Here is a 24,369-nt window from a genome sequence, read left to right as displayed (position 1 = left end):
ATCGTTTCCGGCGGCTTATTCAAGCCCAAGGAAATCGATAATCTGTGTGAAATGTTTCTCAAAGCCCGTGAAGGCGTGATTTCCGCCCTCTTCAACTGTCTGGCGGCAGGCATCGTAATAGGCCACCGCCTGGCGGTAATCGAGCACTTCGTCCCCGGTTTGTTGCAGCAGCCAGATCAGATCCGGCGCCTCAAGCGGGTCAACTTGCATCACTTTGAGCTCGTAAATATGGCGAGACTCTAGCACATATTGCTGCCCTGTGTAGGGGTTCTCGTTAGGGCCAAGATAATCCGCCAGCAATTCAAACGGCCGCACAGCCGGATTGACCACCACCGCCGGTAACATAAAGCATTGCGAGAGCCAGGTCGCCAGATAACCGCCGAGCGAAGAGCCGACAATACCGAGCGTTTTTCCGCCCCGTGCAAGCACCAGCGACTCCAGCATCTCTGCGGCTTCGGCCGGATAGGGCGGCAACTGCGGCACCACCATTTCAATATGCGGATGATGCTGAGCGACCCATTGCGCCAGCTGCGTCGCTTTGCCGGAGCTGGGCGAACTGTTGAACCCATGGAGATAAAGAAGCGTTGACATCAATAGCCTTCTGAAGCGGTATCGGGCCTGAATTCACTCCCCGCCAGGCGGCACACTTCGGTGTGCAGCGTTCCATCAGGGTAGAGATCCAGCCAGCGCCAGCCTGGCGCGATGGTATCCAGCGTGAAGCTGGCGCAGTGCGGCTTAAACTGCACGCAGGTCGACGGCGTTGCCAGCAGGCGGCGGCCATTCCAGTCGAGATCGAGTTCCTGGTGGATATGGCCGCACAGCAGTGTGCGCACTTTAGGAAAGCGTTGCAGCACGTTATCCAGCTCCGCGGCGTTGCGCAGGCTGTGCTGATCGAGCCAGCTGCAGCCGGACGGCAGCGGATGGTGATGCAGAAGCAGTAACGTGTGGCGCTGCGGGCTGTCGGCGAGTTTTTTCTCCAGCCAATCGAGCTGAAATTCGCTTAGTTCACCGTGCGGAACGCCGAACACCTGGCTGTCGAGCAGCAGGATTTGCCACTGCTCACCGACAAAAACACGTTTCGCGGAGGAGATGCCCGCATCCTGCAGCGCGCTGTACATGGCAGGTTGAAAATCGTGATTGCCCGGCAGCCAGACGCAGGGTGCGTCGAAGCTTGCGATACCTTCAGCAAAGTGCTGATAAGCCGCAGCGGTATGATCCTGCGCCAAATCGCCGGTGGCGACGATCAGATCGCACGCACGCTGCTGAGCCCGGATTGCGTTCAGTACCGCCTGATAGCTTTCCCAGGTATTAACCCCTAACAGCGTTTCATGCTTTTTGGCGAACAGGTGAGAATCGGTTATTTGTAATACCCTGACTCTGGACTCACTCCCCAGAGAGAGGTTTAACAGGCTTTCCAAATGGTGTCCTTAGGTTTCACGACGCTAACAAACCGGAATCGCCATTGCTCCATGTGCTAAACAGTAACGCAGCCAGTCGGCCAGAAACTGGTTAATTTGATGCTTTTCGTCGCGTTGATGCAACTTTTTATTGGGGTAATCATACCGCGCTTTAAATCGAAAGATCTGCTGGCTCGAACACACTTCGGCCACCATCGCATCGTGATACAGGCGCACTGTCATTGAGGGCAGGCTCCAGTAACTGACGGCAGGCGCGGTCTGTTCGATCTCCACAAGCGTAGTGTAGCGGGTGGATTCAACAATCGTTAATCGGTACTGCGCATTGGTCACCTGATAACTTACCGCTTCGCCCGCCTCGTCATTGCGCGGTAGCAGGCGGCGCAGCTGGGCGAAATTGGTTTCGCACAGGCGCATCATTTCCGGGAAGTCAGGTGTGTAACGCTTCATTTTTTCCACTCGTTTTTTAAGCTCTCATAATGCAGCTGCAGCCATTGCAAGGCGATGACAGACGCTGCGTTGTCAATTGTCCCCTCTTCTACCCACTGGTAAGCCTGTTCCCGGCTCACCACATGAACACGAATATCTTCGTTTTCATCCACAAGGCCATGAATACCTGAGGCCTGTGTGGCATCCACTTCACCAACCAGTACGGCAGTGCGCTCGCTGGTACCGCCCGGGCTTGCCAGGTAGCTCAGCATCCTTTTTACGCGTCCGACCGCTAAACCGGCCTCTTCATCCGCTTCACGCCGTGCGACCTCTTCGTCCGACTCGCCCACTTCGATCATGCCGGCAACCATCTCCAGCAGCCACGGCGTGTCGCTGGTATCAAATGCCGCAATGCGAATCTGTTCGATCAGCACAACTTCGTCGCGCACAGGGTCATAGGGTAGCAAGACTGCGGCATGACCGCGTTCAAAAATTTCACGCTGCACTTCGCCGCTCATTCCGCCATTAAAAAGACGATGGCGAAAACGATAGCGAACGAGCGAAAAAAAACCGGTGTAGAGTGTTTCCCGTGCAATAATTTCTACATCATTTTTTGTGAAAGTGACGATGGATGAGTCTGGCTTATTCATTGGCGGCATCTCATATGAAGTGATGATAAATCGGTGGATTTTCAAGCCTGTTTTACGCGTGTTTCAAGCGCTATGTGTTAGATTGATGCAAATTTATGCCGATGGCACGTTACGCCAAGCTTTCGCGGTGCGTACTTCTGGTAGAATCTGCGATTATTTTTCCAATTTAGATCAGCGCTAGTACTGCTTCACAACAAGGAATGCAAATGAAGAAATTGCTCCCCCTCTTTATCGGCCTGAGCCTGACCGGTTTCAGTGCGATGAGCCAGGCAGAAAACCTGTTACAGGTTTATCAGCAGGCGCGTTTAAGCAACCCGGATCTGCGTAAATCCGCCGCCGACCGCGATGCTGCCTTCGAAAAGATCAATGAAGCGCGTAGCCCGTTACTGCCTCAGCTTGGTTTGGGGGCAGACTACACCTATACCAACGGTTTCCGCGATAGCCAGGGCGTCGATTCCAACGTAACCAGCGGTTCACTGCAATTAACGCAGACCATTTTTGATATGTCGAAATGGCGCGCGCTGACTTTACAAGAAAAAACAGCCGGGATTCAGGATGTCACCTGGCAGACCGACCAGCAGACGCTGATGCTAAACACCGCAACCGCCTACTTCAACGTGCTGAGCGCCATCGATACGCTCTCCTACACCGAAGCGCAGAAGCAATCTATCTATCGCCAGTTAGATCAAACCACCCAGCGTTTTAACGTTGGCCTGGTAGCCATTACCGATGTGCAGAACGCCCGCTCACAGTATGACACCGTGCTGGCGAACGAAGTTTCGGCGCGTAACGCACTGGATAACGCCGTAGAGACGCTGCGCCAGGTGACCGGTAATTACTATCCGGAACTGGCCTCGCTGAACGTCCAGAGCTTTAAGACCGACAAACCGCAGCCGGTGAACAATCTGCTGAAAGAGGCGGAAAAACGTAACCTGACGCTGTTGCAGGCGCGTTTGAGCCAGGATCTGGCGCGCGAGCAGATTCGCCAGGCGCAGGATGGTCATTTGCCGACCCTGGATTTGACTGCCTCTACCGGTGTGTCGAACTCCTCTTACAGCGGTTCCAGAACGCGTAACAACTCGCAGTTCAGCGACTCCGACGTCGGTCAGAACAAAGTTGGCCTGAGCTTCTCCCTGCCGCTCTATCAGGGTGGTCAGGTAAACTCGCAGGTCAAACAGGCGCAATATAATTTCGTGGGTGCCAGCGAGCAGCTGGAGAGCGCGCACCGCAGCGTGGTGCAGAACGTTCGCTCCTCCTTTAATAACGTCAACGCCTCGATCAGCAGCATCAACGCCTACAAACAGGCGGTGGTCTCTGCACAGAGCTCCCTCGATGCGATGGAAGCGGGCTACTCGGTCGGTACGCGCACAATTGTTGACGTGCTGGATGCCACCACTACGCTCTACAACGCGAAGCAGCAGCTCTCAAGCGCTCGTTATAACTACCTGATTAACCAGCTTAATATTAAGCAGGCGCTCGGTACGCTGAACGAGCAGGATCTGGTTGCGCTTAACGGTGCGCTGGGCAAATCCATCTCTACTGCGCCAGAGAGCGTGGCACCGGAGAACCCGGAGCAGCAGGCTAAGGTTGAGAACTTCGGCGCGGGTGCACAACCTGCCGCCGCACGCACCGGCCTGACGCGTTAAACATCTGCTATACATCACGGGGGCACACAGCCCCCGTTTTTACGTAAGGCAACGTAAAGGCCTTCCCGCCTCGCTTTAACTTCGCCCCCCCATCCTCTATCCTGATCGTTTATTCATGCCTTTGGGTCCACAGGAAGATAACAATGAAACGGACAAAAACTATTAATCATGCGACGTTCCGCAAAAGCTGGAGCGCACGTCATTTAACGCCTGTCGCGCTGGCGGTCTCCGCCGTGTTTATGCTGGCAGCCTGTGAGCAAAATGACGAAACAGTTTCCATGTACCAGAACGCCGACGACTGCTCCTCGGCGAATCCGGGTAAAAGCGCGGAGTGTAAAGCCGCGTACAACAATGCTTTAAAAGAAGCCGAACGTACCGCGCCGAAATACGCGTCGCGCGAAGATTGCGTAGCGGAGTTTGGCGAAGGTCAGTGCCAGCAGGCGCCAGCACAGGCAGGCGTAGGTGCGGCGGGCACAGAAAACCAGGCGCAGAACCAGTCCAGCGGCAGCTTCTGGATGCCGCTGATGGCCGGTTACATGATGGGCCGTCTAATGGGCGGCGGCGCGGGCTTTGCTCAGCAGCCGCTCTTCAGTTCGCGTAACCCGGCAAGCCCGGCTTACGGTCAGTATACCGACGCCTCCGGTAAAGGTTACGGCGCAGCGCAGCCGGGCCGTACCGCAACGGTGCCTAAAACCGCGTTAGCACCGAAACCGGCGACCACCACCACCGTAACCCGCGGCGGCTTTGGTGAATCTGTTGCTAAACAGAACACCATGCAGCGCAGCAGCGCCTCTGGTACCTCCAGCCGTTCAATGGGTGGCTGACGTCGATGGAAAGAATCAGCATTAGCGAGCGCCCGGACTGGCGTGAGAAAGCGACGGAGTATGGCTTTAATTTTCACACCATGTATGGCGAGCCCTACTGGTGTGAAGATGCCTACTACAAACTGACGCTTGCCCAGGTTGAGAAGCTGGAGGATGTCACCGCCGAGCTGCACCAGATGTGCCTGCAGGTGGTGGAGAAGGTCGTTGCCAGCGATGAGCTGATGACCAAATTCCGCATTCCGAAACACACCTGGGGCTTTGTGCGCCAGTCGTGGGCCACGCGTCAGCCTTCGCTCTATTCACGTCTCGATCTCGCCTGGGATGGCGTCGGCGAGCCTAAACTGCTGGAAAACAACGCCGACACGCCGACCTCGCTGTATGAAGCGGCATTCTTTCAGTGGATCTGGCTCGAAGATCAGCTCAACGCTGGCAACCTGCCGCAGGGCAGCGATCAGTTCAACAGCCTGCAGGAGAAGCTTATCGCGCGCTTTGCAGAGCTGCGCGAGCAGCACGGCTTCCAGCTGCTGCACTTCACCTGCTGCCGCGATACGGTAGAAGATCGCGGTACGGTGCAGTATCTCCAGGATTGCGCGGCCGAAGCGGAGCTGGCCTCCGAGTTTCTCTATATCGAAGATATTGGCCTGGGTGAAAAGGGGCAGTTTTCCGATCTGCAGGATCAGGTGATTGGCAACCTCTTCAAGCTCTATCCGTGGGAATACATGCTGCGGGAAATGTTCTCCACCAAGCTGGAGGATGCCGGCGTGCGCTGGCTGGAGCCGGCCTGGAAGAGCATCATATCCAACAAGGCGCTGCTGCCGATGCTGTGGCAGATGTTCCCGGATCATCCCAATCTGCTGCCAGCCTGGTTTGCCGATGAAGATCACCCGCCGATGGAGAAGTATGTGGTGAAACCGATCTTCTCCCGTGAAGGTGCCAATGTCTCGATCATTGAGAACGGCAAAACCGTCGAGTCGGTTGAAGGCCCGTACGGCGAAGAGGGGATGATCGTGCAGGAGTTCTACCCGCTGCCGAAGTTTGGCGACAGCTACACGCTGATCGGCAGCTGGCTTATTAACGATCAGCCTGCCGGCATCGGCATCCGCGAAGATCGGGCGCTGATCACCCAAGATCTCTCCCGCTTCTACCCGCATATCTTTGTCGAATAAGTAAAAACCCGGCCATCAGCGCCGGGTTTTTTATTCCCACAGGCTCAGCTTACATCACGCCAAACAGCTTCGGCAGGAAGAGCGAGATCGCCGGGATATAGGTCACCAGCATCAGCACCACGAACAGGATGGCGTAGAAAGGCAGCATCGCCTTCACCACCTGCTCGATCTTCTGTTTACTCACCGCGCTGGCGACAAACAGCACCGATCCCACCGGCGGCGTAATCAACCCAATCCCCAGATTGACCAGCATGATCATGCCGAAATGCACCGGATCGATGCCCAGCGCATTGGTCACCGGCAACAGTACCGGCGTCAGGATCAGGATCAGCGGCGCCATATCCATCAGCGTGCCGAGCAGCAGCAGCATGATGTTAATGCACATCAGAATCACATACTTGTTGTCAGAGAGCTGGGTAAACGCCTCAGTGATGCGGCCCGGCAGTTGCATATAGGTCATCACCGCACCGAAGGCAGAGGCGAAGCCAATCAGGATCATCACGATAGTGACGGTTTTCACCGTGCGGTACATCAGCTTCGGCAGCTCGGACCATTTGTAGTCACGATAGATAAACATGGTGACAAAGAAGGCCCACAAACAGGCGATCGCCGCCGATTCGGTAGCGGTGAAGATCCCGGAAAGGATACCGCCCATGATGATCACTACCGTCATCAGCCCCCACAGCGTATCGGCAAAGATCTTTAACGCCTGGCGAAACGGCACGCGCTCCCCTTTCGGGTAGCCGCGCTTATGGGCAAAGACCACGCACATCACCATCAGCGTGAAGCTGAGCAGCAGGCCTGGCAAAATCCCGGCGATAAACAGCGCGGCGATGGAGACGGTTCCGCCCGTCGCCAGCGAGTAGATCACCGAGTTGTGGCTGGGCGGTGTGAGGATCGCCTGCACCGATCCGCTGGCGGTGACGGCGGCAGCGAAATCGCGCGGATAGCCCTTTTTATCCATCTCCGGGATCATCACCGAGCCAATCGAGGCGGTATCTGCCACCGACGATCCCGAAATGGCACCGAAAAACGTCGAAGCGACGATATTCACCAGCGACAGGCCGCCGCGAATAAAACCGACAAAGATATAGGCAAAGTTGACCAGCCTGCGGGCAATGCCGCCCTCCGCCATAATCGCCCCGGCCAGAATAAAAAACGGGATCGCCAGCAGTGAGAATTTATTCACGCCGTTGGTCAGCTGGATCATCACCGCTTCCAGCGGAATATCGATATACCACGCGCCGAGTACTGCGCTGATGCCGACCGCATAGGCGACCGGCACGCCAATCGCCAGCATAATGGCGAGCGTAAAGACCAGAATAAATGCATCCATAAAAGTTCCTTACCGGAGTCAGCTCGACGAGCCGAGCATCACCACCGGACGGTGGTACTGCGCGCCAAAAAGCATCTTCTCGACAATAAACAGAAGGGTGATCGCAGAGCCTATCGGCAGCGGTAAATAGCTCTCTCCGGCAGTAAAGAGCGGGAACTCTGCCACCGGCTGCTCCCACAATTCGGCGCACAGCGTCGCGCTGTACCAGAGGATAAAGAGGCTGATCGCCATCAGCATTAGATCCGCCAGCAGGAAACAGACCTTACGCAGCGGTTCGCTTAAGCGGTCGGTCATCATGGTGACAGCGATATGCGATCCGGCACGGTAGCTCACCGCAGCGCCGATAAAGGTAAAGGTCACCATGCAGATGATCGCCACCGGCTCCGGCCAGGAGAGCGCGCTGTTCAACACATAGCGGGCGAAAATCCCCACGGGGATAATCGCCACCATCACCAACAGCGCCAGACCGGCCACCCACATAGAGAGGCGATAGAGAATATCCATTAACAACGAATAGCGTTCTGCCATAACGGTTTTCCCGGTAGAAGTCGCAAACGGGCAGGCGAACCTGCCCGGCCAGCTTACTGCACGTCCTGAATACGCTTAATCAGATCCTGGTGCGCATTCCCGTACTTATCGCGTACCGACTGCGTGGCATCGTAGAAGGCTTTGGTATCAATGTCGTGGAACTGCACCCCGCCCGCTTTCATCGCCTGCAGCGACTTCTCGTTATAGGCTTTCCACAGCTCGCGCTGCTCCGCCTGCGCCTCTTTCGCCAGCTTCAGGATCAGCTCCTGATCCTCTTTTTTCAGCTTGTCCCACTTGGCTTTTGAGAAGAGAAACAGCTCGGGAATAATGAAGTGTTTGCTCCAGGTATAGTTCTTCACCACCGGCAAATAGTTGTGCGCCACAAAGGTCGGCGGGTTGTTCTCCGTGCCGTCAATCACACCGGTTTGCATGCCGCTGAAGACTTCACTCACCCCCATCGCCACCGAGTTCGCCCCCATCGCTTTCAGGGTATCAAGCGCAATCGGGCTGCCCTGAACGCGGATTTTCATCCCCTTCAAATCTTCCGCTTTCGTGACCGGCGCTTTGGTAATCAGGTTGCGCGTGCCGGCATCCATCCAGCCGAGGAAAACCAGCCGCGATTTGCTGCTTGCAGAGAGCCGGTTGCCAATCTCCTGGCCAATCATGCCGTCGAGCACTTTGTGCATATGATCTTCATCGCGAAAGATATAGGGCAGCGTGAAAACGTTAATCTCCGGCAATATCGCCGCCACTGGCGTCATTGAGACGCGAATGATATCGATCGCGCCGATTTGCGCCTGCTCAATCACCTGTTTCTCATCGCCTAAGACACCGCCGGGAAAGGTTTTAATTTCCAGCCGGCCATCGGTAGCTTTACTTAATTTCTCACCCATATGTTTTACCGCCACGACATTGGGGTAATCCGCCGGGTGAACATCGGCGGCGCGAAACGTTTGTGCAAGGGCGGTATGCGACATAAAGAGCAGAGCGGAACCGATGGAAAGAGTCAGAAAACGTTGTGCAGAGTTCATATTGCCGGATCTCCAGAGGTGTAATTTTTGGCACAGTCAAAACTGCCGCGAGCAGAAAGCACGTGGCTGGGAATCGAGAGTGGTTATGGGTATGAGAACAGGACAATCAGAAGAGTAGTTACTGGTGAGAATTTGCGCGACGATGGGGTTCACAAAAAAACACCAAATTCAGCACGCTGTTTCATTTTTGCAGAACAGATCTTTTTATTTTCATAAAAACCACGGTTCATTGGCCTTTTTTTGCGATCTTTCTCCGGTTTCCGCGATTAGGGCACAAAAAAATGGCGCATTGCGCGCCATCATTTTTACCCCACCTGTACCGACAGCATGCTGATGGAAGCCATCTCCATCCCCTCGACGGGAATCGACAGCGGCTCGTTGCCATCCCATGCGCCAAGCACATAGAGCAGCGGCAGAAAGTGTTCCGGCGTCGGATTGGCGAGCGAACCACTTTCATGGTCGAGATAGTTGACCAGCGGATGCTGCTCGACCGGCCCCTGCCACGTCAGATTCTGCTTCACAAAATCGTTGAAGCCGACTGCCCACGCAAAGGGCGTGGTGTCACCGTGCCAGCGCGCCGTGCGCAAGTTGTGCACCACGTTACCGCTGGCCACAATCATCACCCCTTCATCGCGCAGCGCGGCAAGTTTGCGCCCCATCTCCATATGCCACGCCGCCGGTTTAGTGCTGTCGATACTGAGCTGCACCATCGGAATATCCGCATTGGGGTACATCTTGATCAGCACGCCCCAGGAGCCATGATCGAAGCCCCAAGCCTCATGATCCAGCGTCACCGGCAGCGGTGAGAGCAGATCCACCAGCCGCTGTGCCAGCGCGGGCGAACCGGGCGCGGGGTAATGCACGTCGTGCAGCGCCTGCGGGAAACCGCCGAAATCATGGATCGTTTGCGGTGCCTCCATCGCCGTTACGCCAGTGCCGCGCGTAAACCAGTGCGCGGAGATCGCCACGATCGCTTTCGGACGCGGCAGCGTATCGCCCAGTTTCCTCCAGGCGCGAGTATAAACGTTATCCTGCAGCGCATTCATTGGATTGCCATGCCCAAGAAACAGCGCGGGCATACGAGGAGCTGACATGAGGATATCCTTACAGAAGATGCCAATATGATGAAAGCAGGTTACGCTTTTTCTCAGGGCGATGAACTCAGATAAGCATGATGAAGATCGTCAGTAATTTTGAATGTAAGGAATAGGTAAAAGTGCCGTGGCTGCCTCGCTTTTCCGCAGGCGAAAACTTACATTAATGAGAATGATTATCATAAAGGAGCGATGTATGTCAGTCCCGTTGATTCTGACCATCCTGGCGGGCGCCGCCACGTTTATTGGCGCCATTCTGGGCGTTATCGGCCAGAAACCTTCCAACCGCGTACTGGCTTTTTCACTCGGCTTTGCCGCCGGGATCATGCTGCTTATCTCGTTAATGGAGATGCTTCCCGCCGCGCTGGCAACCGAAAGTATGCCGCCGATGCTCGGTTACGGCATGTTTGTTGTTGGCCTGCTCGGTTACTTTGCGCTGGATCGCCTGCTGCCCCATGCCCATGCGCAGGACTTAATGCAGGGCTCGCAGGAGGCGTTGCCGCGCGGCATCCGCCGTACCGCTATTCTGCTGACGCTCGGTATCAGCCTGCATAATTTTCCGGAGGGGATCGCCACCTACGTCACCGCCAGCAACGATCTGGAGCTGGGCTTCGGCATCGCTTTTGCCGTGGCTTTACACAATATTCCTGAAGGGCTGGCGGTCGCAGGGCCGGTCTACGCGGCGACGGGCTCAAAGCGCAGCGCGGTGATGTGGGCCGGTATTTCCGGTTTAGCGGAGATTCTGGGCGGCGTGCTGGCGTGGTTAATTCTCGGCAGCCTGGTCTCGCCGATAGTGATGGCGGCGATTATGGCAGCGGTCGCCGGGATTATGGTCGCGCTGTCGGTGGATGAGTTAATGCCGCTGGCAAAGGAGATCGATCCCAACAACAACCCAAGCTACGGCGTGCTGTGCGGCATGTCGGTGATGGGCTTAAGCCTGGTCGCCCTGCAGGCGATGGGCTTCGGCGGTTAACAGCTGCGTTATTTGGTCTGCCCCACGCGCTGAAATCTTTTCAGCTCCGCCTGCGCGCGCTGATAGCCCTCGTAAACGGCGTCGCGCTCGTGGCGGCAGGCCCTATAACGGCGTCTTAGGGCGTGAACATAACCAACCACCAGCACTACGACGAACAGTAACCAATACCAGGAAATAAACACGGCGCCTCCGCAAATAAACCTTCGCAAAAATAATAGGTTAGCTGCGGCGTGCCCGTGCCGCAGCGACTACCACTTTATAAGTAGGAAGGGTTAATAGCAATGCGCAACGCCTGTAAGCACACCAAACTTTGACCTGGCGCAGGCAAAAAAAATCCGACGCCGCTGGCATCGGATTTTCTCTGCTGAACGCTCGCCGTTAGCTGGCTTTGCGCTCCAGATCCTGGCGATAAGCCACCAGGTCTTCAATCGTTACGACAGCCATATTGTGCTGCTTCGCAAAGGCGATGCACTCCGGCGCGCGCGCCATCGAGCCATCATCATTGGTTAATTCGCACAGCACGCCGGCCGGTTTAAAGCCCGCCAGCGACACTAAGTCGATAGTCGCTTCGGTGTGGCCACCGCGGGTCAGTACGCCGCCCTTCTGCGCGCGCAGCGGGAAGACGTGGCCAGGACGGTGCAGGTCGGACGGTTTGGCGTCGTCAGCAATCGCAGCACGCACGGTGGTCAGGCGGTCAGCGGCGGAAACGCCGGTGGTCACGCCATGTGCCGCTTCGATGGTGACGGTAAAACCGGTACCGAAGGCGCTGGTGTTGTTCTCCACCATCATCGGCAGGTCGAGCTGCTTACGACGTTCGTCGGTCAGGCAGAGGCAAACAATGCCGCTACCGTGACGAATGGTGAGCGCCATCTGCTCAACGGTCATGGTTTCGGCGGCGAAAATCATATCGCCTTCGTTTTCGCGGCTCTCATCATCGAGAACCATCACACCACGCCCTTCGCGCAGGGCGGCAAGCGCCTGTTCAACGCGATCGAAAGCGGTGCCAAAAGAGGAAAGTAGCGTCTGATTCATGGTAAAAGACCTCAATAAAGTTATGGTTACCAGAATCAGGGCAGTCTTAGGAGTGTCATTAAACGACCAAAAATAACGCGAGCGGGCACCTTTGCCCGGCAGAATCGTTACTCTCTCCCATCCGGACTTTAACCGTCGGCCCCGGAATTACACCGGATCTGCTGACCTTCAAACCGAAGTCTGAAGCGCTCGCGGGCTTTCAGCGTACGCTGATTTACCGCCGGTGGGGAATTTCGCCCCGCCCTGAGAATAAGCGCGATAACTATAACGCCAATGATAACGGCGGGCAATGCATAAGCTTCAAACAATTCTGGTTTATCACCTGCGGTTATCACACTACAATAATTAGCTGAGCCCATCCGAGCAGGGAACCGAAAATGATTGATCCGAAGAAAATTGAACAGATTGCACGACAGGTCCACGAATCCATGCCGAAAGGGATCCGTGAGCTTGGCGAAGACGTTGAGAAGAAGATTCGCCAGGCCTTGCAGGGGCAGTTAACCCGCCTTGATTTGGTCAGCCGGGAAGAGTTCGATGTGCAGACGCAGGTTCTGCTGCGCACCCGCGAAAAGCTGGCGCTGCTGGAGCAGCGTCTGAACGATTTGGAAAACCGCGGCTCCTCCGCTGCCAGCGCGCAACCGGCTCCCGCGCCAGTTGTGGCTTCTGAGGTGACGGAGATAAAACCGGCACCGGCGATCCCGCCCGTGGACGATACGCCGTAATAAAAAACGGGCCGCAAGGCCCGTTCTGCTTTACAGAGTTAACAGCCGCTTACTGGCTGTTTTTCTGGATCTTTTTGATGATATTAGTCGTCGAGCAGCCATCTTCGAAGTTGAGCACCAGCACTTCACCGCCGTTCGCCCACACCTCTTCGCTGCCAGCGATTTGATCCGGTTTATAATCCCCGCCTTTCACCAGCTTATCCGGCAGAACGCCGGCAATCAGACGCTGTGGCGTATCCTCTTCAAACGAGACCACCCAGTCCACGGCTTCCAGCGCGCTCAGCACAATCATGCGCTGCTCAAGCGGGTTGACCGGACGCGTCTCGCCTTTCAGGCGTTTGGTCGAAGCATCGCTGTTGACGGCAACAATCAGGCGGTCGCCGAGCTTGCGCGCGTTTGCCAGGTAAGAGACATGCCCGGCGTGGAGTATGTCGAAGACGCCGTTGGTCATCACAACTTTTTCACCGCGTTTACGCGCGGCGGCAACGGCCACTTTCAGCTCCTCTTCGCTCATCACACCGAAGCCGGTTTCCGCACGACCGCGCACGGCATTTTCCAGTTCAATCGGGGATACCGTTGAGGTGCCGAGTTTACCGACCACCACACCAGCGGCAGCGTTGGCAAAGAAACAGGCCTCTTCCAGCGAGTTACCCGCCGCAAGCGTTGCCGCCAGCACGCCAATCACCGTGTCGCCTGCGCCCGTCACGTCATACACTTCCTGCGCCTGAGTCGGCATATGCAGCGGCGCTTTGCCCGGCTGTAGCAGAGTCATCCCCTGCTCGGAGCGGGTCACCAGCAATGCAGAGAGATCGTAATCGGCGATCACTTTCATGCCGCGCTCCACGATCTCCTCTTCGCTCTTACACTTGCCCGCCACCGCTTCAAACTCGGAGAGATTCGGCGTCAGCAGCGTCGCACCACGGTAGCGCTCAAAATCGGTCCCTTTCGGATCGATCAGCACCGGTACACCGGCTTTACGCGCCAGCGCAATCATCAGCTGAACACTGTTGAGCGCGCCTTTGGCGTAATCGGAGAGCACCAGCGCGCCAATCGAGCCCAGCGCCTGGTTGATACGCTCATGCATCGGCTGCGGATCGACGCCATCAAACCCCTCTTCAAAATCGAGGCGGATCAGCTGCTGGTTGCGTGACAGCACGCGCAGCTTGGTGATGGTGGGGTGAGTCGGAACAGAAACGAAGTCGCAGTTGACGTTAACGTCCGCCAGCGCTTTGCTCAGTGCGCGCGCCGCATCATCAATGCCGGTCAGGCCGACCAGGCGCGCGGAGGCACCCAGCGAGGCTATGTTCATCGCCACGTTCGCCGCGCCGCCCGGACGCTCTTCAATGGTGTCGACTTTGACCACCGGCACCGGCGCTTCCGGGGAGATGCGGCTGGTTGGACCGTACCAGTAACGATCCAGCATCACATCGCCCACCACCATCACACCGGCTTGTTTAAACTCTGGCAGCGTAACTTTCATTCCTGTCTCCTGAGAGATACAAAATTTGCGCGCGATGATAGCACACTTACGCCGGGGCGCACGGTTCCACCAGCCACTTCACCCAGCTGGTTTTAATCAGCTCTCGTTCGGCAACAAAGCAGGAGAGCGGCACATTTCCCGGCAGCTCCTGCAGCGCCAGGTGATGCAGTTCATCGCGCAGCGTGGTGTAAGCATGGGTCAGCGCCAGCGCCTCCTGCTCCTCCATAATGCCGTTTTGCGCCAGCCCTTCCAGAATGCGCACATTGTCTGACCAGCGCGTCAGCTTCGGCTTATCGTGGGCGTAACGCAGCACCAGATATTGCGCGATAAACTCGATGTCAGTAATGCCACCCTCATCGGTTTTCAGGTCAAAGCGATCTTTCTGTTTATTGCCAAGATGGGCGCGCATCTTCTCGCGCATCTCACGCACTTCGGTTTGCAGCTTCGTGCCCTCACGCGGCGTCAGCAGGATATCGCGGCGAATAGCGTCGAACTGCACGGTCAGTTGCGGGTCGCCATACACCACGCGCGCGCGGGCCAGCGCCTGATGTTCCCAGGTCCAGGCTTCGTTTTTCTGGTAATCGGCGAAGGCCTCAGCGGTGGTGACTAACATCCCTGCCGCGCCGGAAGGGCGCAGGCGCGCATCCACTTCATAAAGGATGCCGGAAGAGGTGCGCGTACTGAAGAGATGCATAATGCGCTGCGCCAGCCGCAGGTAGAACTGGCGGCCATCGATTTCACGCTCGCCGTCGGTCATCACATCCATTGGGCAGTCATGCAAAAAGACCAGATCGAGATCGGAACTGTAGCCCAGCTCCCAGCCGCCCAGCTTACCGTAGCCAACTACGGCAAAGCCGCGCCCTTCGCGATCGTGCAGATGCGCAGGCTGGCCGTAGCGCTTTACCATCTGCCCCCAGGCTTGCTGGACCACGGCATCGATAATCGCCTCTGCCAGCCAGGTTAAGTGATCGCTCACTTTCATCACCGGCAGCGTGCCGGCGATATCCGCCGCCGCAACACGCAGCAGCTGTGCCTGTTTAAACTGGCGCAGCGCCTCCAGTTGCTGCTCTTCATCCTCTTCCGGCACACGCAGCAGATACTGGCGCAGCTCATCGCGATAGGCGTTCATTGCCGTCGGCTGGTAGAGCGTGGCGGGATCGAGCAGTTCATCGAGCAGAATCGGGTAGCGCGCCAGCTGGCTCGCCACCATCGGTGAAGCGGCACACAGCGAGATAAGATGTTTCAGCGCGCCGGGAAATTCGCTTAGTAACTCAAGATAGGTGGTGCGGGTCACGATGCCGGTAAGCAGCGGCGTCAGGCGCGATAACGGCACCGGCGCATCCGCGCGCGAGCAGACATCGCTTAACAGGTGCGGCATCAGGTGATCGAGCACCTGGCGGCCGCGCTGTCCGATGGGGCGCTTATCAAGCTCGTGGCGGAAATCGGCGATCAGCGCCACCACGCGGCGGCGATCGTCATCGCTTAAATGCGCAATCCCCGGCGTGCTGTCCTCCTCCTGCAACGCGTCCTGCCACAATTCGCGCCACTGCTCAGAGAGCGCCTCATCGGCGGACTCCGCGTCATCATCGCCAATCAGCTCATTAAAGATGCGCCGCACGGCGGCCATATGCGCCTCAAGCTGGCTGCTGAGCGCATCCCAGCTCTCCACGCCCATGCCCCAGGCAAGACGCGCACGGTTTAGCTCATCGCCCGGCAGCGTCTGCGTCTGCTCGTCATTAATGCTTTGCAGCAGGTTTTCCAGCCGCCGCAGCCAGAGATAGGCGGCGCGCAGTTTCTCCGCATCGCCCTCCGGCAGCAGATGCAGCCGATCGATAGCTGCTAAGGTCGGCAGCAGCGAACGGGATTGCAGCGCCGGTTCGCGCCCGCCGCGAATCAGCTGGAACACCTGCACGATAAATTCGATTTCGCGAATGCCGCCCGCGCCAAGCTTGATGTTGTCCTTCAAACCCCGGCGGCGCACTTCGCGGGCAATCATCCCTTTCATATTGCGCAGGGACTGGATCACGCTGAAGTCGATATAGCGGCGGAAGACAAACGGGCGCAGCATGGCGCGCAGTTCGCTGGCATGCTCGCCCTCGTCATCGCCCATGATGCGCGCTTTTACCATCGCGTAGCGCTCCCAGTCGCGCCCCTGCTCCTGGTAATAATCCTCCAGCGCGGCAAAGCTCAGCACCAGCGGGCCGCTCTCGCCGAACGGGCGCAGGCGCATGTCGACACGGTAGACAAAACCATCCTGCGTCGGCTGATCCAGCACTTTGATCAGCCGCTGCCCAAGGCGGGTGAAAAACTGGGCGTTATCAAGCTCGCGTCTGCCGCCCTGCGTCACGCCATTTTCCGGCCAGGCGAAGATCAGATCGATATCGGAAGAGAAGTTCAGCTCGCCGCCGCCGAGCTTGCCCATGCCGAGCACCAGCATCGGCTGGGGAACGCCCTGCGCGTTGCACGGCGTTCCCCATTCGCGGCAGCAGGCGCTGTAGAGCCACTCGCGCGCGGCAACGATCACGGTTTCCGCCAGCACGCTTAACTGTTGCAGCACCGCTTCATCGCTGATGATTCGCAGCGCCTGCGCCCAGGCGATACGCACCATGATGCGGCGGCGAAACTGCCGCAGCGCGCGCATTAGCGACGCTTCATCGGTGACGGTTTGCAGCAGCGCATCCAGCCACGTCGCATAGTGCTGCCACTCATCAGCCGTGGGCGGCGCGCTCTCAAGCTCTGCCAGCCACTCGGGATAAGCGGCCAGGCTCTGCTCGACAAAATCACTGAACGTGAGCACTGACTGCGCCTGCACGCTAAGCGGCCGGGCGGTCAGCGCCTCCGGCAAGCGGGAAAGCACCGTTTGCCACTGTTGCGATAAGAGGGATGCGTGCTGCATTCAAAACGTCCTTACGTTAGCGTTTCCCGCTGTGTAGCCAGAATGGCTCCTCGTTAATGGCGGTATTACGGAAATGCTCAATTTCGATTTTCTGACGCGTTTCAATCGCATGGTAGAGACCCTGCCAGTTCTCCAGCCACGCGTTTGCCAGCGCCCGGTCGTAATAGCCTGCCAGCAGCAGCGTGCTGTCGATATCACGCGCCAGGCGCGGCAGCTGATCGCGATAGCTGTCGCCAAGGTGATGAGCAAAGGTCTTTTTCAGTTCAGAAGCGGTGCGCGAGAGGTGGATATCGGCGAAGCGCTTGAAGGAGTCGGCAAATTTCGCCTGCGCTTTTTCATCAAGAAACGCGCGCCAGCCCTGAGTCACCAGCCACTCCGTTAACAGCAGTTTCGCCATCGCCGATGGCACATCCCACACCGCCGTTTCAGCGGAGACTGCGGAGGTCAGTGTCGCTTCCGCCTGGGTCAGCAGGTCACGTAAGTGAGCGCTCGCTTTACGCGGCACAATGCCGCCAAACAGCGTGAAGGTGTGACGCAGCAGCGCAATGGCGCGCAGCACTTCAGGTCTTGCGGCGTCGTTACCGCGCACCCACAGCTCTTCATGGTACTGCCACTGGGAAAGTGCCAGCTCCAGCGCGCTGGCAAACGCCTGCTCAACGGTCGCTTTCGGCGCGGGCTGCATAAAGGGTGTCGGGCGCAGTTCGCGCGGCGCATTGCCCTGCGCGAGATGGTACCCGCGCGCGGCTTTGCTCAGGCTGCCCTGACGCAGGCAGGAGAGCGTGGCCAGCTGGCGCGACAGCTTGAGAATATCCGCCGCATCGCCACTCAGCAGTTCCAGCTCCAGCTCGCAAATCGGCTCGGCGAACTCACCCGCTTTCACTTCGCCTAAATCGAGGCCAATCTCAATGCGGCTGTCGCCGACGTTGACCAGCCACTTTTCGCGGTAAAAATCGGTGCTGAACAGCGGCTGCGCGCGCGATTGCAGATCGTCCGGCAGGCCGCCCTCGGGCCACACTTCGGCGGGAAAGCGCGAAAGGTCAAGTTCGGCCTTATCGAGGGGAATATTGTATTCCGGGCGCTGATGTAAACCGCCAATGACGCGACCGGCGATTTTCATCGTCATCTCATATTGGCCGTTCACACCGCGAATACGCAGACCCATATCATGGCTGCGTAGCCAGTTGTCAGGCGTTTCGTAATAGATGTTGAGTAACTGGCTGGACGCGATATGTTCGTCGGTCAGCGTATGAAGATGGTGACGAAGCGTTTCCACGCAGTCGTTCTTCACGATAAACTTTAATTCGATTTCCTGAGCCATGGCCTTGCACTTATGGTTATGTCACATCAGTGAAAATTTTTGGCGAACTAACGCGCCCTCGGTTTGTCAGTAGATAGTATTTTTTGCCAAATTGCCATGCAATGCGCAATCTGGCGGGTGCAAATGTTCGCATCAGTGCGCAGTTTGATCTGGAAGATTCCGATTGATGGTACCTGCCGGGTGTCGTCAGACTGTCGCCACTGTTTACCATTCACATTCAAAGAAAATAATGATTGCCTGATGCCAAATTTACGCCTGATTGGAATAACCCTTTTCGCGCTTAGCGTCTCTGTCGGCACCCACGCTGAAGAGAAGCGGTATGTTTCGGACGAATTGAGCACCTGGGTCCGCAGCGGCCCCGGCGATAATTACCGCCTTGTTGGCACGGTAAACGCCGGTGAAGAGGTCGCCCTGCTGCAACAAAATAATGAGTATGGCCAGGTGCGTGACAGCAGCGGCCGTACTGCCTGGATCCCGCTTAAACAGCTTAATACCCAGCCCAGTCTGCGCACCCGCGTGCCGGAACTGGAAAACCAGGTGAAAACGTTGACCGATAAACTGACCAATATCGACAACACCTGGAACCAGCGTACCGCGGATATGCAGCAGAAAGTGGCGCGCAGCGACGGGGTGATTAACGGTCTGAAAGATGAGAACCAGAAGCTCAAAAATGAGCTGATTGTGGCGCAGAAGAAGGTCAACGCCGCTAATCTGCAACTGGATGACAAGCAGCGCACCATCATTATGCAGTGGTTTATGTATGGCGGTGGCGTGCTGGGCGCGGGTCTGCTGCTCGGTCTGTTACTGCCGCACATGATCCCGACGCGTAAACGCAAAGATCGCTGGATGAACTAAGCAGATTCGCCATCTTCTCTACACTTACGTATTATCTGACGACAAATGTGTAGAGGAGAGTGGCGGGTGAAGAGTTATCTGGTCGGTGGTGCAGTACGCGATACATTGTTGGGTCTGCCGGTCAAAGACAGAGATTGGGTAGTGGTCGGCGCCACGCCGCAAGAGATGCTCGACGCGGGCTACCAGCAGGTAGGCCGCGATTTTCCTGTGTTCCTCCATCCGCAAAGCCGCGAAGAGTACGCCCTGGCCCGCACCGAGCGGAAGTCTGGCTCCGGCTATACCGGTTTTACCTGCTATGCCGCCCCCGATGTCACTCTTGAGCAGGATCTGCTGCGCCGTGATTTAACGGTTAACGCGCTGGCGCAGGATGAAAACGGCACGATTATCGACCCGTTTAACGGTCAGCAGGATCTGCGTCAGCGTATTTTGCGCCACGTCTCCCCCGCGTTTAATGAAGATCCGCTCCGTGTGCTGCGCGTGGCGCGTTTCGCCGCCCGTTATGCCCATCTCAGCTTCCGTATTGCCGATGAAACCATGACGCTGATGCGCGACATGACCGAAGCGGGCGAGCTGGCGCACCTGACGCCGGAGCGGGTGTGGAAAGAGACGGAGAGCGCGCTGCGCACCCGTAATCCGCAGGTTTACTTTCAGGTGCTGCGCGACTGCGGCGCGCTGAAGGTGCTCTTCCCGGAGATCGATGCGCTGTTTGGCGTTCCGGCCCCGGCGAAATGGCATCCGGAGATTGATACCGGAATTCACACGCTAATGACCGTTTCAATGGCGGCGATGCTCAGCCCCGAGGTGGACGTGCGTTTCGCCACGCTGTGCCACGATCTCGGCAAAGGGCTGACACCCCCTGCGCTCTGGCCGCGCCATCACGGCCACGGCCCGGCGGGTGTCCGGCTGGTTGAGGGGTTGTGCCAGCGTCTGCGCGTGCCGAATGAACTGCGCGATTTAGCGAAGCTGGTGGCCGAGTACCACGATCTGATCCACACCTTTCCTGTTTTGCAGCCGAAAACCATCGTCAAGCTCTTCGACTCCATTGATGCCTGGCGCAAACCGCAGCGGGTGGAGCAAATCGCGCTGACCAGCGAAGCGGATGTGCGCGGGCGTACCGGCTTTGAAGCCATTGATTACTCGCAGGGGCGCTTGCTGCGTGCGGCCTGGGAAGTGGCGCGCGCGGTACCGACAAAAGCGGTGATTGAGGCAGGTTTTACCGGTGCGGCAGTGCGTGAAGAGTTGACCCGCCGACGTATTGCGGCGGTTGCGCAGTGGAAAGCAGAGCACTGCCCTCAGCCCGAAGCCTGAGGGCATTAACGCTTAGAAGAAGACCACGTAGACCGCTGCGGCAACGATAAAGCGGTAGATCGCGAACGGAATAAAGGAGATGTGTTTAATCAGCTCCAGGAAGGTTTTGATCGCGATCAGCGCGACAATAAACGCCGTCACAAAACCGACGGCGAACATCGGGATATCACCAGTGGTGAGGAAACCGATGCTCTTATAGAGATCCAGCGCCGTCGCGCCCATCATCATCGGCACCGCCAGCAGGAACGAGAACTCCGACGCCGCGTAACGGCTGACGCCTACCAGCATACCGCCGGAGATGGTCGCACCAGAGCGGGAGAAGCCCGGCCACAGTGCCAGACACTGGAAGCAGCCAATCAAAAACGCCTGACGGTAGGTCATATCATCCACGCCCTGCGCGCGCGGCACTTTTGGCTTCAGCAGCTCGGCGGCGATCAGCAGCACGCCACCAACCACTAAGGCATAGGCGACATTTTTCGGGTTGAACAGCGTTTTGATCGCATCGTGGAACACCAGACCAATCACCACCGCCGGGATCATGCCAAGCAAAATATGGATCAGCGACAAACGCCCGCTGCCAGTGCCTTCATGGCGCGGCGGCTTGCCGAAATGGATGCCAATAAGGCCGAAGAGGCGTCGCCAGAACATCACCACCACGGCGAGAATCGAGCCGAGCTGAATCACCACTTCGAATGTTTTTGCGGTATCGCCTTCAAAGCCCAACAGATGCCCGACGATAATCATGTGCCCCGTACTGGAGACGGGAAGAAACTCGGTAAGCCCCTCAACGACACCAAGAATGGCCGCCACCAGCAGGGAGTGCATATCGCTCATCAAATAAACCCCTAAAAAGATATAAAAAACGGCTCATCCAGTGGAGAAGCCGCGAAAAGCCGTATCTATGACCTGAATACTAGCGTTTGGTTTAACGATGATGAATTTAAAAACTTTTTTTCGGATTTAGGCCACGCTCGATAATCACGCCGACATTTTTTGCCCGCGCCACTGCGCCAGGTTTGCTCAGCTTGATGCGCACCCAGGGGGAGTTAAAGCGCGCAAGCAGCAACTCTGCCACCTCTTCCGCGACGCGTTCGACCAGCGCAAAACGCGCGCCTTCGACATGCCCGACGACGGTATCGGCAATGTCTGCATAACTCAGGCAATCCTCAACATCATCACTTTTTGCCGCCTGGCGGTTATCCCACGCCATTTCGATATCGAACACCAACTGCTGTTCAATGGTCTGTTCCCAGTCGTAAACACCAATGGTAGTGATCACGGAAAGCTGTTCGATAAATACAATGTCCATTTTTCTCCGCCTGCTTACTTGCGCCTGGGCCATGCCGCCAGGCCGCTTATTGAGTGGTTATCTTTCAGAATTTGCACAAAACCCGGATACCACTTTGCGTAATTTATGCGTATTATCCACGGATGCAGAGAATAAAACGACATTTTCAAAACGGAACAGCGTTATGAGTGCAATCGCGCCTGGAATGATTTTCCTTGCGTACCTTTGTGGCTCAATCTCCAGCGCCATCCTTGTCTGCCGCCTTGCAGGTTTCCCTGACCCGCGAGAGAGTGGCTCCGGTAATCCCGGTGCTACCAACGTATTACGTATTGGCGGCAAGGGCGCAGCCGCAGCGGTACTGATTTTTGATGTTTTAAAAGGCATGCTGCCGGTCTGGGGCGCCTATGCGCTTGGCGTTACGCCCTTCTGGCTGGGTCTTATCGCTATCGCCGCCTGTCTGGGCCATATCTGGCCGGTATTCTTTAAATTTAAAGGCGGTAAAGGCGTAGCCACCGCGTTTGGCGCGATTGCGCCGATTGGCTGGGATTTAACGGGCGTAATGGCGGGAACCTGGCTGCTGACGGTGCTGTTAAGCGGCTACTCGTCGCTGGGCGCGATTGTCAGCGCGCTGATTGCGCCGTTCTATGTCTGGTGGTTTAAACCGCAGTTCACCTTTCCGGTGGCGATGCTCTCATGCCTGATCCTGCTGCGTCATCATGACAATATTCAGCGTTTGTGGCGGCATCAGGAGAGCAAAATCTGGACGAAGCTGAAAAGGAAGAAGCGGCAGGATAAAGCGTAGATTTGCCCGGCGAGTGAACACCGGGCAACACTCATTTACGCGGCGGGAAGTTCCGCCAGCGGCCAGCGCGGACGCACCGTCACGCCAAGCCCGACATCATGACCCGCTTTCAGGCGCACCATGCCAGCATAAGCAATCATCGCCCCGTTATCGGTACAGAATTCCGGGCGCGCATAGAACACTTCCCCGCGACGTTTTTCCATCATCTGCCCCAGTTTCGCACGCAGCGTACGGTTAGCGCTCACGCCGCCCGCCATCACCAGCCGGGTAAAACCGGTTTGATCAAGCGCGCGCTTGCACTTAATCATCAGCGTATCGACCACCGCATCCTCAAAGGCGCGCGCGATATCTGCCCGGGTCTGATCGTCATTGCCACTGTTACGAATGGTGTTAGCGGCAAAGGTCTTCAGGCCGGAGAAGCTGAAATCGAGCCCTGGTCGGTCGGTCATTGGACGCGGGAAGACAAAGCGCCCCTCTGTTCCTTGCGAAGCCATCTTCGACAGCATCGGCCCGCCCGGGTAATCAAGACCCAGCAGTTTGGCCGTTTTGTCGAACGCTTCGCCGGCAGCATCATCAATAGACTCGCCAAGCAGTTCATAATGACCGATGCCGGTCACGCTAATCAGCTGCGTGTGGCCGCCGGAAACCAGCAGCGCGACAAACGGAAACGCAGGCGGGTTCTCTTCCAGCATCGGTGCCAGCAGGTGCCCTTCCATATGGTGTACGGCAATCGCCGGAACATCCCAGGCGAAGGCCAGCGAACGACCAATGGTTGCACCAACCAGCAGCGCGCCGACAAGGCCTGGCCCCGCGGTATAGGCCACTGCATCAATCTGTTTGGCCGTTAATCCGGCCTCTTTTATGGCGGCCTGAATCAGCGGCACGGTTTTGCGCACGTGGTCGCGGGAGGCAAGCTCCGGCACCACGCCGCCGTAATCGGCGTGCAGTTTTACCTGACTATAGAGTTGGTTAGCGAGAAGACCTTTCTGGTCGTCATAGATAGCGATGCCGGTTTCATCGCAGGATGTTTCAATACCCAGTACGCGCATGGCTCTGTTTACCTCTTTGCAATAGCGCGCAGTGTAGGGCGAATGGGGGGCGATGTAAAACTTTGCTCACTTGTGCAGCTGAGTTCGTGTATACTCCTCACCCTTACAAAAGTCCCCTTTCAAAAAGGGCGGCGGTGCTTTACAAAGCAGCACCAGTTGCAGTAAAATTCCGCACCATTTTGAAATAAGCTGGCGTGAACGCCAGCGGCAAACCGATTTAATCAAAGGTGAGAGGCACATGCCGGTAATTAAAGTACGTGAAAACGAGCCGTTCGACGTAGCTCTGCGTCGCTTCAAGCGTTCCTGCGAGAAAGCAGGTGTTCTGGCGGAAGTTCGTCGTCGTGAGTTCTATGAAAAACCGACTACCGAACGTAAACGCGCTAAAGCATCCGCTGTGAAACGTCACGCGAAGAAACTGGCTCGCGAAAACGCACGCCGTACTCGTCTGTACTAATTACTGAGGGCGAGCGCCCTCTGTGTTAGACCGAGTTGTAGTTGTAAGGCCGTGCTTCCGAAAGGAATGCGCG

Annotated in this window: 25 protein-coding genes and 1 riboswitch; of the genes, 9 read left to right on the top strand and 16 right to left on the bottom strand. The window is 57.0% G+C overall.

From position 1 onward, the window contains the following. Positions 1-15: 15 nt before the first annotated feature. From yqiA to nudF, 4 genes are read right to left on the bottom strand one after another with little or no spacing between them, the layout of a single operon-like run. On the bottom strand, positions 16-591 hold the full coding sequence (gene yqiA, locus ACWPW2_RS17665; protein ID WP_023480978.1) for an esterase YqiA: 576 nt from the start codon (positions 589-591) through the stop codon (positions 16-18). Then, positions 591-1,418 carry a 3',5'-cyclic-AMP phosphodiesterase gene (gene cpdA, locus ACWPW2_RS17660; protein WP_023480997.1) on the bottom strand — a complete coding sequence of 276 codons (828 nt, stop codon included), beginning with the start codon at positions 1,416-1,418 and terminating at the stop codon, positions 591-593. Before cpdA ends, yqiA begins: the two co-directional genes overlap by 1 nt. Positions 1,419-1,442: 24 nt before the next feature. Next, positions 1,443-1,865, bottom strand: a complete 423-nt coding sequence (locus ACWPW2_RS17655; RefSeq protein WP_023480711.1) for a DUF1249 family protein — start codon at positions 1,863-1,865, stop codon at positions 1,443-1,445. Next, entirely contained in the window at positions 1,862-2,494 is a 633-nt protein-coding gene (gene nudF, locus ACWPW2_RS17650; protein ID WP_124967242.1) for an ADP-ribose diphosphatase, read from the bottom strand. The genes ACWPW2_RS17655 and nudF overlap by 4 nt, the downstream gene beginning before the upstream one ends. Before the next feature lie 206 nt (positions 2,495-2,700). On the opposite strand from nudF, the gene tolC reads away from it, so the two are divergent. The 3 genes from tolC (at position 2,701) to ACWPW2_RS17635 (ending at position 6,130) form a co-directional block, all read left to right on the top strand. Continuing rightward, a complete protein-coding gene (gene tolC / locus ACWPW2_RS17645) occupies positions 2,701-4,140 on the top strand; it encodes an outer membrane channel protein TolC (RefSeq protein ID WP_454124414.1) in 1,440 nt (479 codons plus the stop codon). 143 nt (positions 4,141-4,283) lie between these two features. After that, on the top strand, positions 4,284-4,964 hold the full coding sequence (locus tag ACWPW2_RS17640; RefSeq protein ID WP_270221540.1) for a DUF1190 family protein: 681 nt from the start codon (positions 4,284-4,286) through the stop codon (positions 4,962-4,964). 5 nt (positions 4,965-4,969) lie between these two features. Further along, positions 4,970-6,130 (top strand): glutathionylspermidine synthase family protein, encoded by a 1,161-nt coding sequence (locus tag ACWPW2_RS17635; protein ID WP_454124412.1) that lies wholly within the window; start codon positions 4,970-4,972, stop codon positions 6,128-6,130. A gap of 49 nt (positions 6,131-6,179) precedes the next feature. On the opposite strand, the gene ACWPW2_RS17630 is transcribed toward ACWPW2_RS17635, so the two are convergent. From ACWPW2_RS17630 to ygiD, 4 genes are all read right to left on the bottom strand, one after another. Then, positions 6,180-7,466 carry a TRAP transporter large permease gene (locus ACWPW2_RS17630; protein WP_042717980.1) on the bottom strand — a complete coding sequence of 429 codons (1,287 nt, stop codon included), beginning with the start codon at positions 7,464-7,466 and terminating at the stop codon, positions 6,180-6,182. 18 nt (positions 7,467-7,484) lie between these two features. After that, the gene (locus ACWPW2_RS17625) at positions 7,485-7,994 is read right to left on the bottom strand and encodes a TRAP transporter small permease (RefSeq protein WP_094422138.1); all 510 of its coding nucleotides are present in this window, start codon (positions 7,992-7,994) and stop codon (positions 7,485-7,487) included. A 53-nt stretch (positions 7,995-8,047) separates the two neighbouring features. After that, the gene (locus ACWPW2_RS17620; RefSeq protein WP_128482087.1) at positions 8,048-9,025 is read right to left on the bottom strand and encodes a TRAP transporter substrate-binding protein; all 978 of its coding nucleotides are present in this window, start codon (positions 9,023-9,025) and stop codon (positions 8,048-8,050) included. Positions 9,026-9,330: 305 nt separating this feature from the next. Next, positions 9,331-10,119 carry a 4,5-DOPA-extradiol-dioxygenase gene (gene ygiD, locus ACWPW2_RS17615; protein WP_454124409.1) on the bottom strand — a complete coding sequence of 263 codons (789 nt, stop codon included), beginning with the start codon at positions 10,117-10,119 and terminating at the stop codon, positions 9,331-9,333. Between the two features lie 196 nt (positions 10,120-10,315). Between ygiD and zupT the strand changes: the two genes are divergently transcribed. Continuing rightward, positions 10,316-11,092 (top strand): zinc transporter ZupT, encoded by a 777-nt coding sequence (gene zupT, locus ACWPW2_RS17610; RefSeq protein ID WP_054803013.1) that lies wholly within the window; start codon positions 10,316-10,318, stop codon positions 11,090-11,092. 8 nt (positions 11,093-11,100) lie between these two features. Here the strand turns inward: zupT and ACWPW2_RS17605 are convergent, their stop codons facing one another. Continuing rightward, positions 11,101-11,274 (bottom strand): hypothetical protein, encoded by a 174-nt coding sequence (locus tag ACWPW2_RS17605; protein WP_454124406.1) that lies wholly within the window; start codon positions 11,272-11,274, stop codon positions 11,101-11,103. Positions 11,275-11,470: 196 nt separating this feature from the next. Then, positions 11,471-12,124 carry a 3,4-dihydroxy-2-butanone-4-phosphate synthase gene (gene ribB / locus ACWPW2_RS17600; protein ID WP_023480747.1) on the bottom strand — a complete coding sequence of 218 codons (654 nt, stop codon included), beginning with the start codon at positions 12,122-12,124 and terminating at the stop codon, positions 11,471-11,473. Positions 12,125-12,229: 105 nt separating this feature from the next. Next, a riboswitch (FMN riboswitch) is annotated at positions 12,230-12,379 on the bottom strand. Between the two features lie 122 nt (positions 12,380-12,501). On the opposite strand from ribB, the gene ubiK reads away from it, so the two are divergent. Next, the gene (gene ubiK, locus ACWPW2_RS17595; RefSeq protein ID WP_023480802.1) at positions 12,502-12,846 is read left to right on the top strand and encodes a ubiquinone biosynthesis accessory factor UbiK; all 345 of its coding nucleotides are present in this window, start codon (positions 12,502-12,504) and stop codon (positions 12,844-12,846) included. Positions 12,847-12,895: 49 nt separating this feature from the next. Here the strand turns inward: ubiK and hldE are convergent, their stop codons facing one another. Genes hldE through ACWPW2_RS17580 form a run of 3 tightly spaced genes read right to left on the bottom strand, consistent with a single transcriptional unit; the run spans position 12,896 to position 18,540 of the window. After that, positions 12,896-14,326: a bifunctional D-glycero-beta-D-manno-heptose-7-phosphate kinase/D-glycero-beta-D-manno-heptose 1-phosphate adenylyltransferase HldE gene (hldE, locus tag ACWPW2_RS17590; protein ID WP_454124403.1), complete on the bottom strand. Its 1,431-nt coding sequence runs from the start codon at positions 14,324-14,326 to the stop codon at positions 12,896-12,898. A gap of 46 nt (positions 14,327-14,372) precedes the next feature. Further along, positions 14,373-17,222, bottom strand: a complete 2,850-nt coding sequence (glnE, locus tag ACWPW2_RS17585) for a bifunctional [glutamate--ammonia ligase]-adenylyl-L-tyrosine phosphorylase/[glutamate--ammonia-ligase] adenylyltransferase (protein WP_454124401.1) — start codon at positions 17,220-17,222, stop codon at positions 14,373-14,375. 16 nt (positions 17,223-17,238) lie between these two features. Further along, positions 17,239-18,540, bottom strand: a complete 1,302-nt coding sequence (locus ACWPW2_RS17580; protein WP_023480990.1) for a CYTH domain-containing protein — start codon at positions 18,538-18,540, stop codon at positions 17,239-17,241. Positions 18,541-18,780: 240 nt separating this feature from the next. Between ACWPW2_RS17580 and ACWPW2_RS17575 the strand changes: the two genes are divergently transcribed. After that, positions 18,781-19,395 (top strand): TIGR04211 family SH3 domain-containing protein, encoded by a 615-nt coding sequence (locus ACWPW2_RS17575; RefSeq protein WP_023480821.1) that lies wholly within the window; start codon positions 18,781-18,783, stop codon positions 19,393-19,395. A gap of 66 nt (positions 19,396-19,461) precedes the next feature. Beyond that, the gene (locus ACWPW2_RS17570; protein ID WP_054803009.1) at positions 19,462-20,703 is read left to right on the top strand and encodes a multifunctional CCA addition/repair protein; all 1,242 of its coding nucleotides are present in this window, start codon (positions 19,462-19,464) and stop codon (positions 20,701-20,703) included. Positions 20,704-20,715: 12 nt separating this feature from the next. Here the strand turns inward: ACWPW2_RS17570 and bacA are convergent, their stop codons facing one another. Next, positions 20,716-21,537 (bottom strand): undecaprenyl-diphosphate phosphatase, encoded by an 822-nt coding sequence (gene bacA / locus ACWPW2_RS17565; RefSeq protein ID WP_023480824.1) that lies wholly within the window; start codon positions 21,535-21,537, stop codon positions 20,716-20,718. Positions 21,538-21,643: 106 nt separating this feature from the next. Further along, positions 21,644-22,012 carry a bifunctional dihydroneopterin aldolase/7,8-dihydroneopterin epimerase gene (gene folB, locus ACWPW2_RS17560; protein ID WP_454124397.1) on the bottom strand — a complete coding sequence of 123 codons (369 nt, stop codon included), beginning with the start codon at positions 22,010-22,012 and terminating at the stop codon, positions 21,644-21,646. Positions 22,013-22,175: 163 nt separating this feature from the next. Between folB and plsY the strand changes: the two genes are divergently transcribed. After that, positions 22,176-22,793: a glycerol-3-phosphate 1-O-acyltransferase PlsY gene (gene plsY, locus ACWPW2_RS17555; RefSeq protein ID WP_023480785.1), complete on the top strand. Its 618-nt coding sequence runs from the start codon at positions 22,176-22,178 to the stop codon at positions 22,791-22,793. A 35-nt stretch (positions 22,794-22,828) separates the two neighbouring features. Here plsY and tsaD read toward each other — a convergent pair whose 3' ends face one another. Then, positions 22,829-23,842: a tRNA (adenosine(37)-N6)-threonylcarbamoyltransferase complex transferase subunit TsaD gene (gene tsaD / locus ACWPW2_RS17550; protein ID WP_023480705.1), complete on the bottom strand. Its 1,014-nt coding sequence runs from the start codon at positions 23,840-23,842 to the stop codon at positions 22,829-22,831. Between the two features lie 238 nt (positions 23,843-24,080). Between tsaD and rpsU the strand changes: the two genes are divergently transcribed. Continuing rightward, positions 24,081-24,296 carry a 30S ribosomal protein S21 gene (gene rpsU / locus ACWPW2_RS17545; RefSeq protein ID WP_001144069.1) on the top strand — a complete coding sequence of 72 codons (216 nt, stop codon included), beginning with the start codon at positions 24,081-24,083 and terminating at the stop codon, positions 24,294-24,296. Positions 24,297-24,369: the final 73 nt, after the last annotated feature.

The sequence above is a fragment of the Kosakonia sp. Marseille-Q7440 genome, from assembly GCF_965119485.1.
The sequence above is the reverse complement of the archived record's forward strand: the minus strand, read 5'-3'. Positions and strand labels throughout refer to the sequence as shown.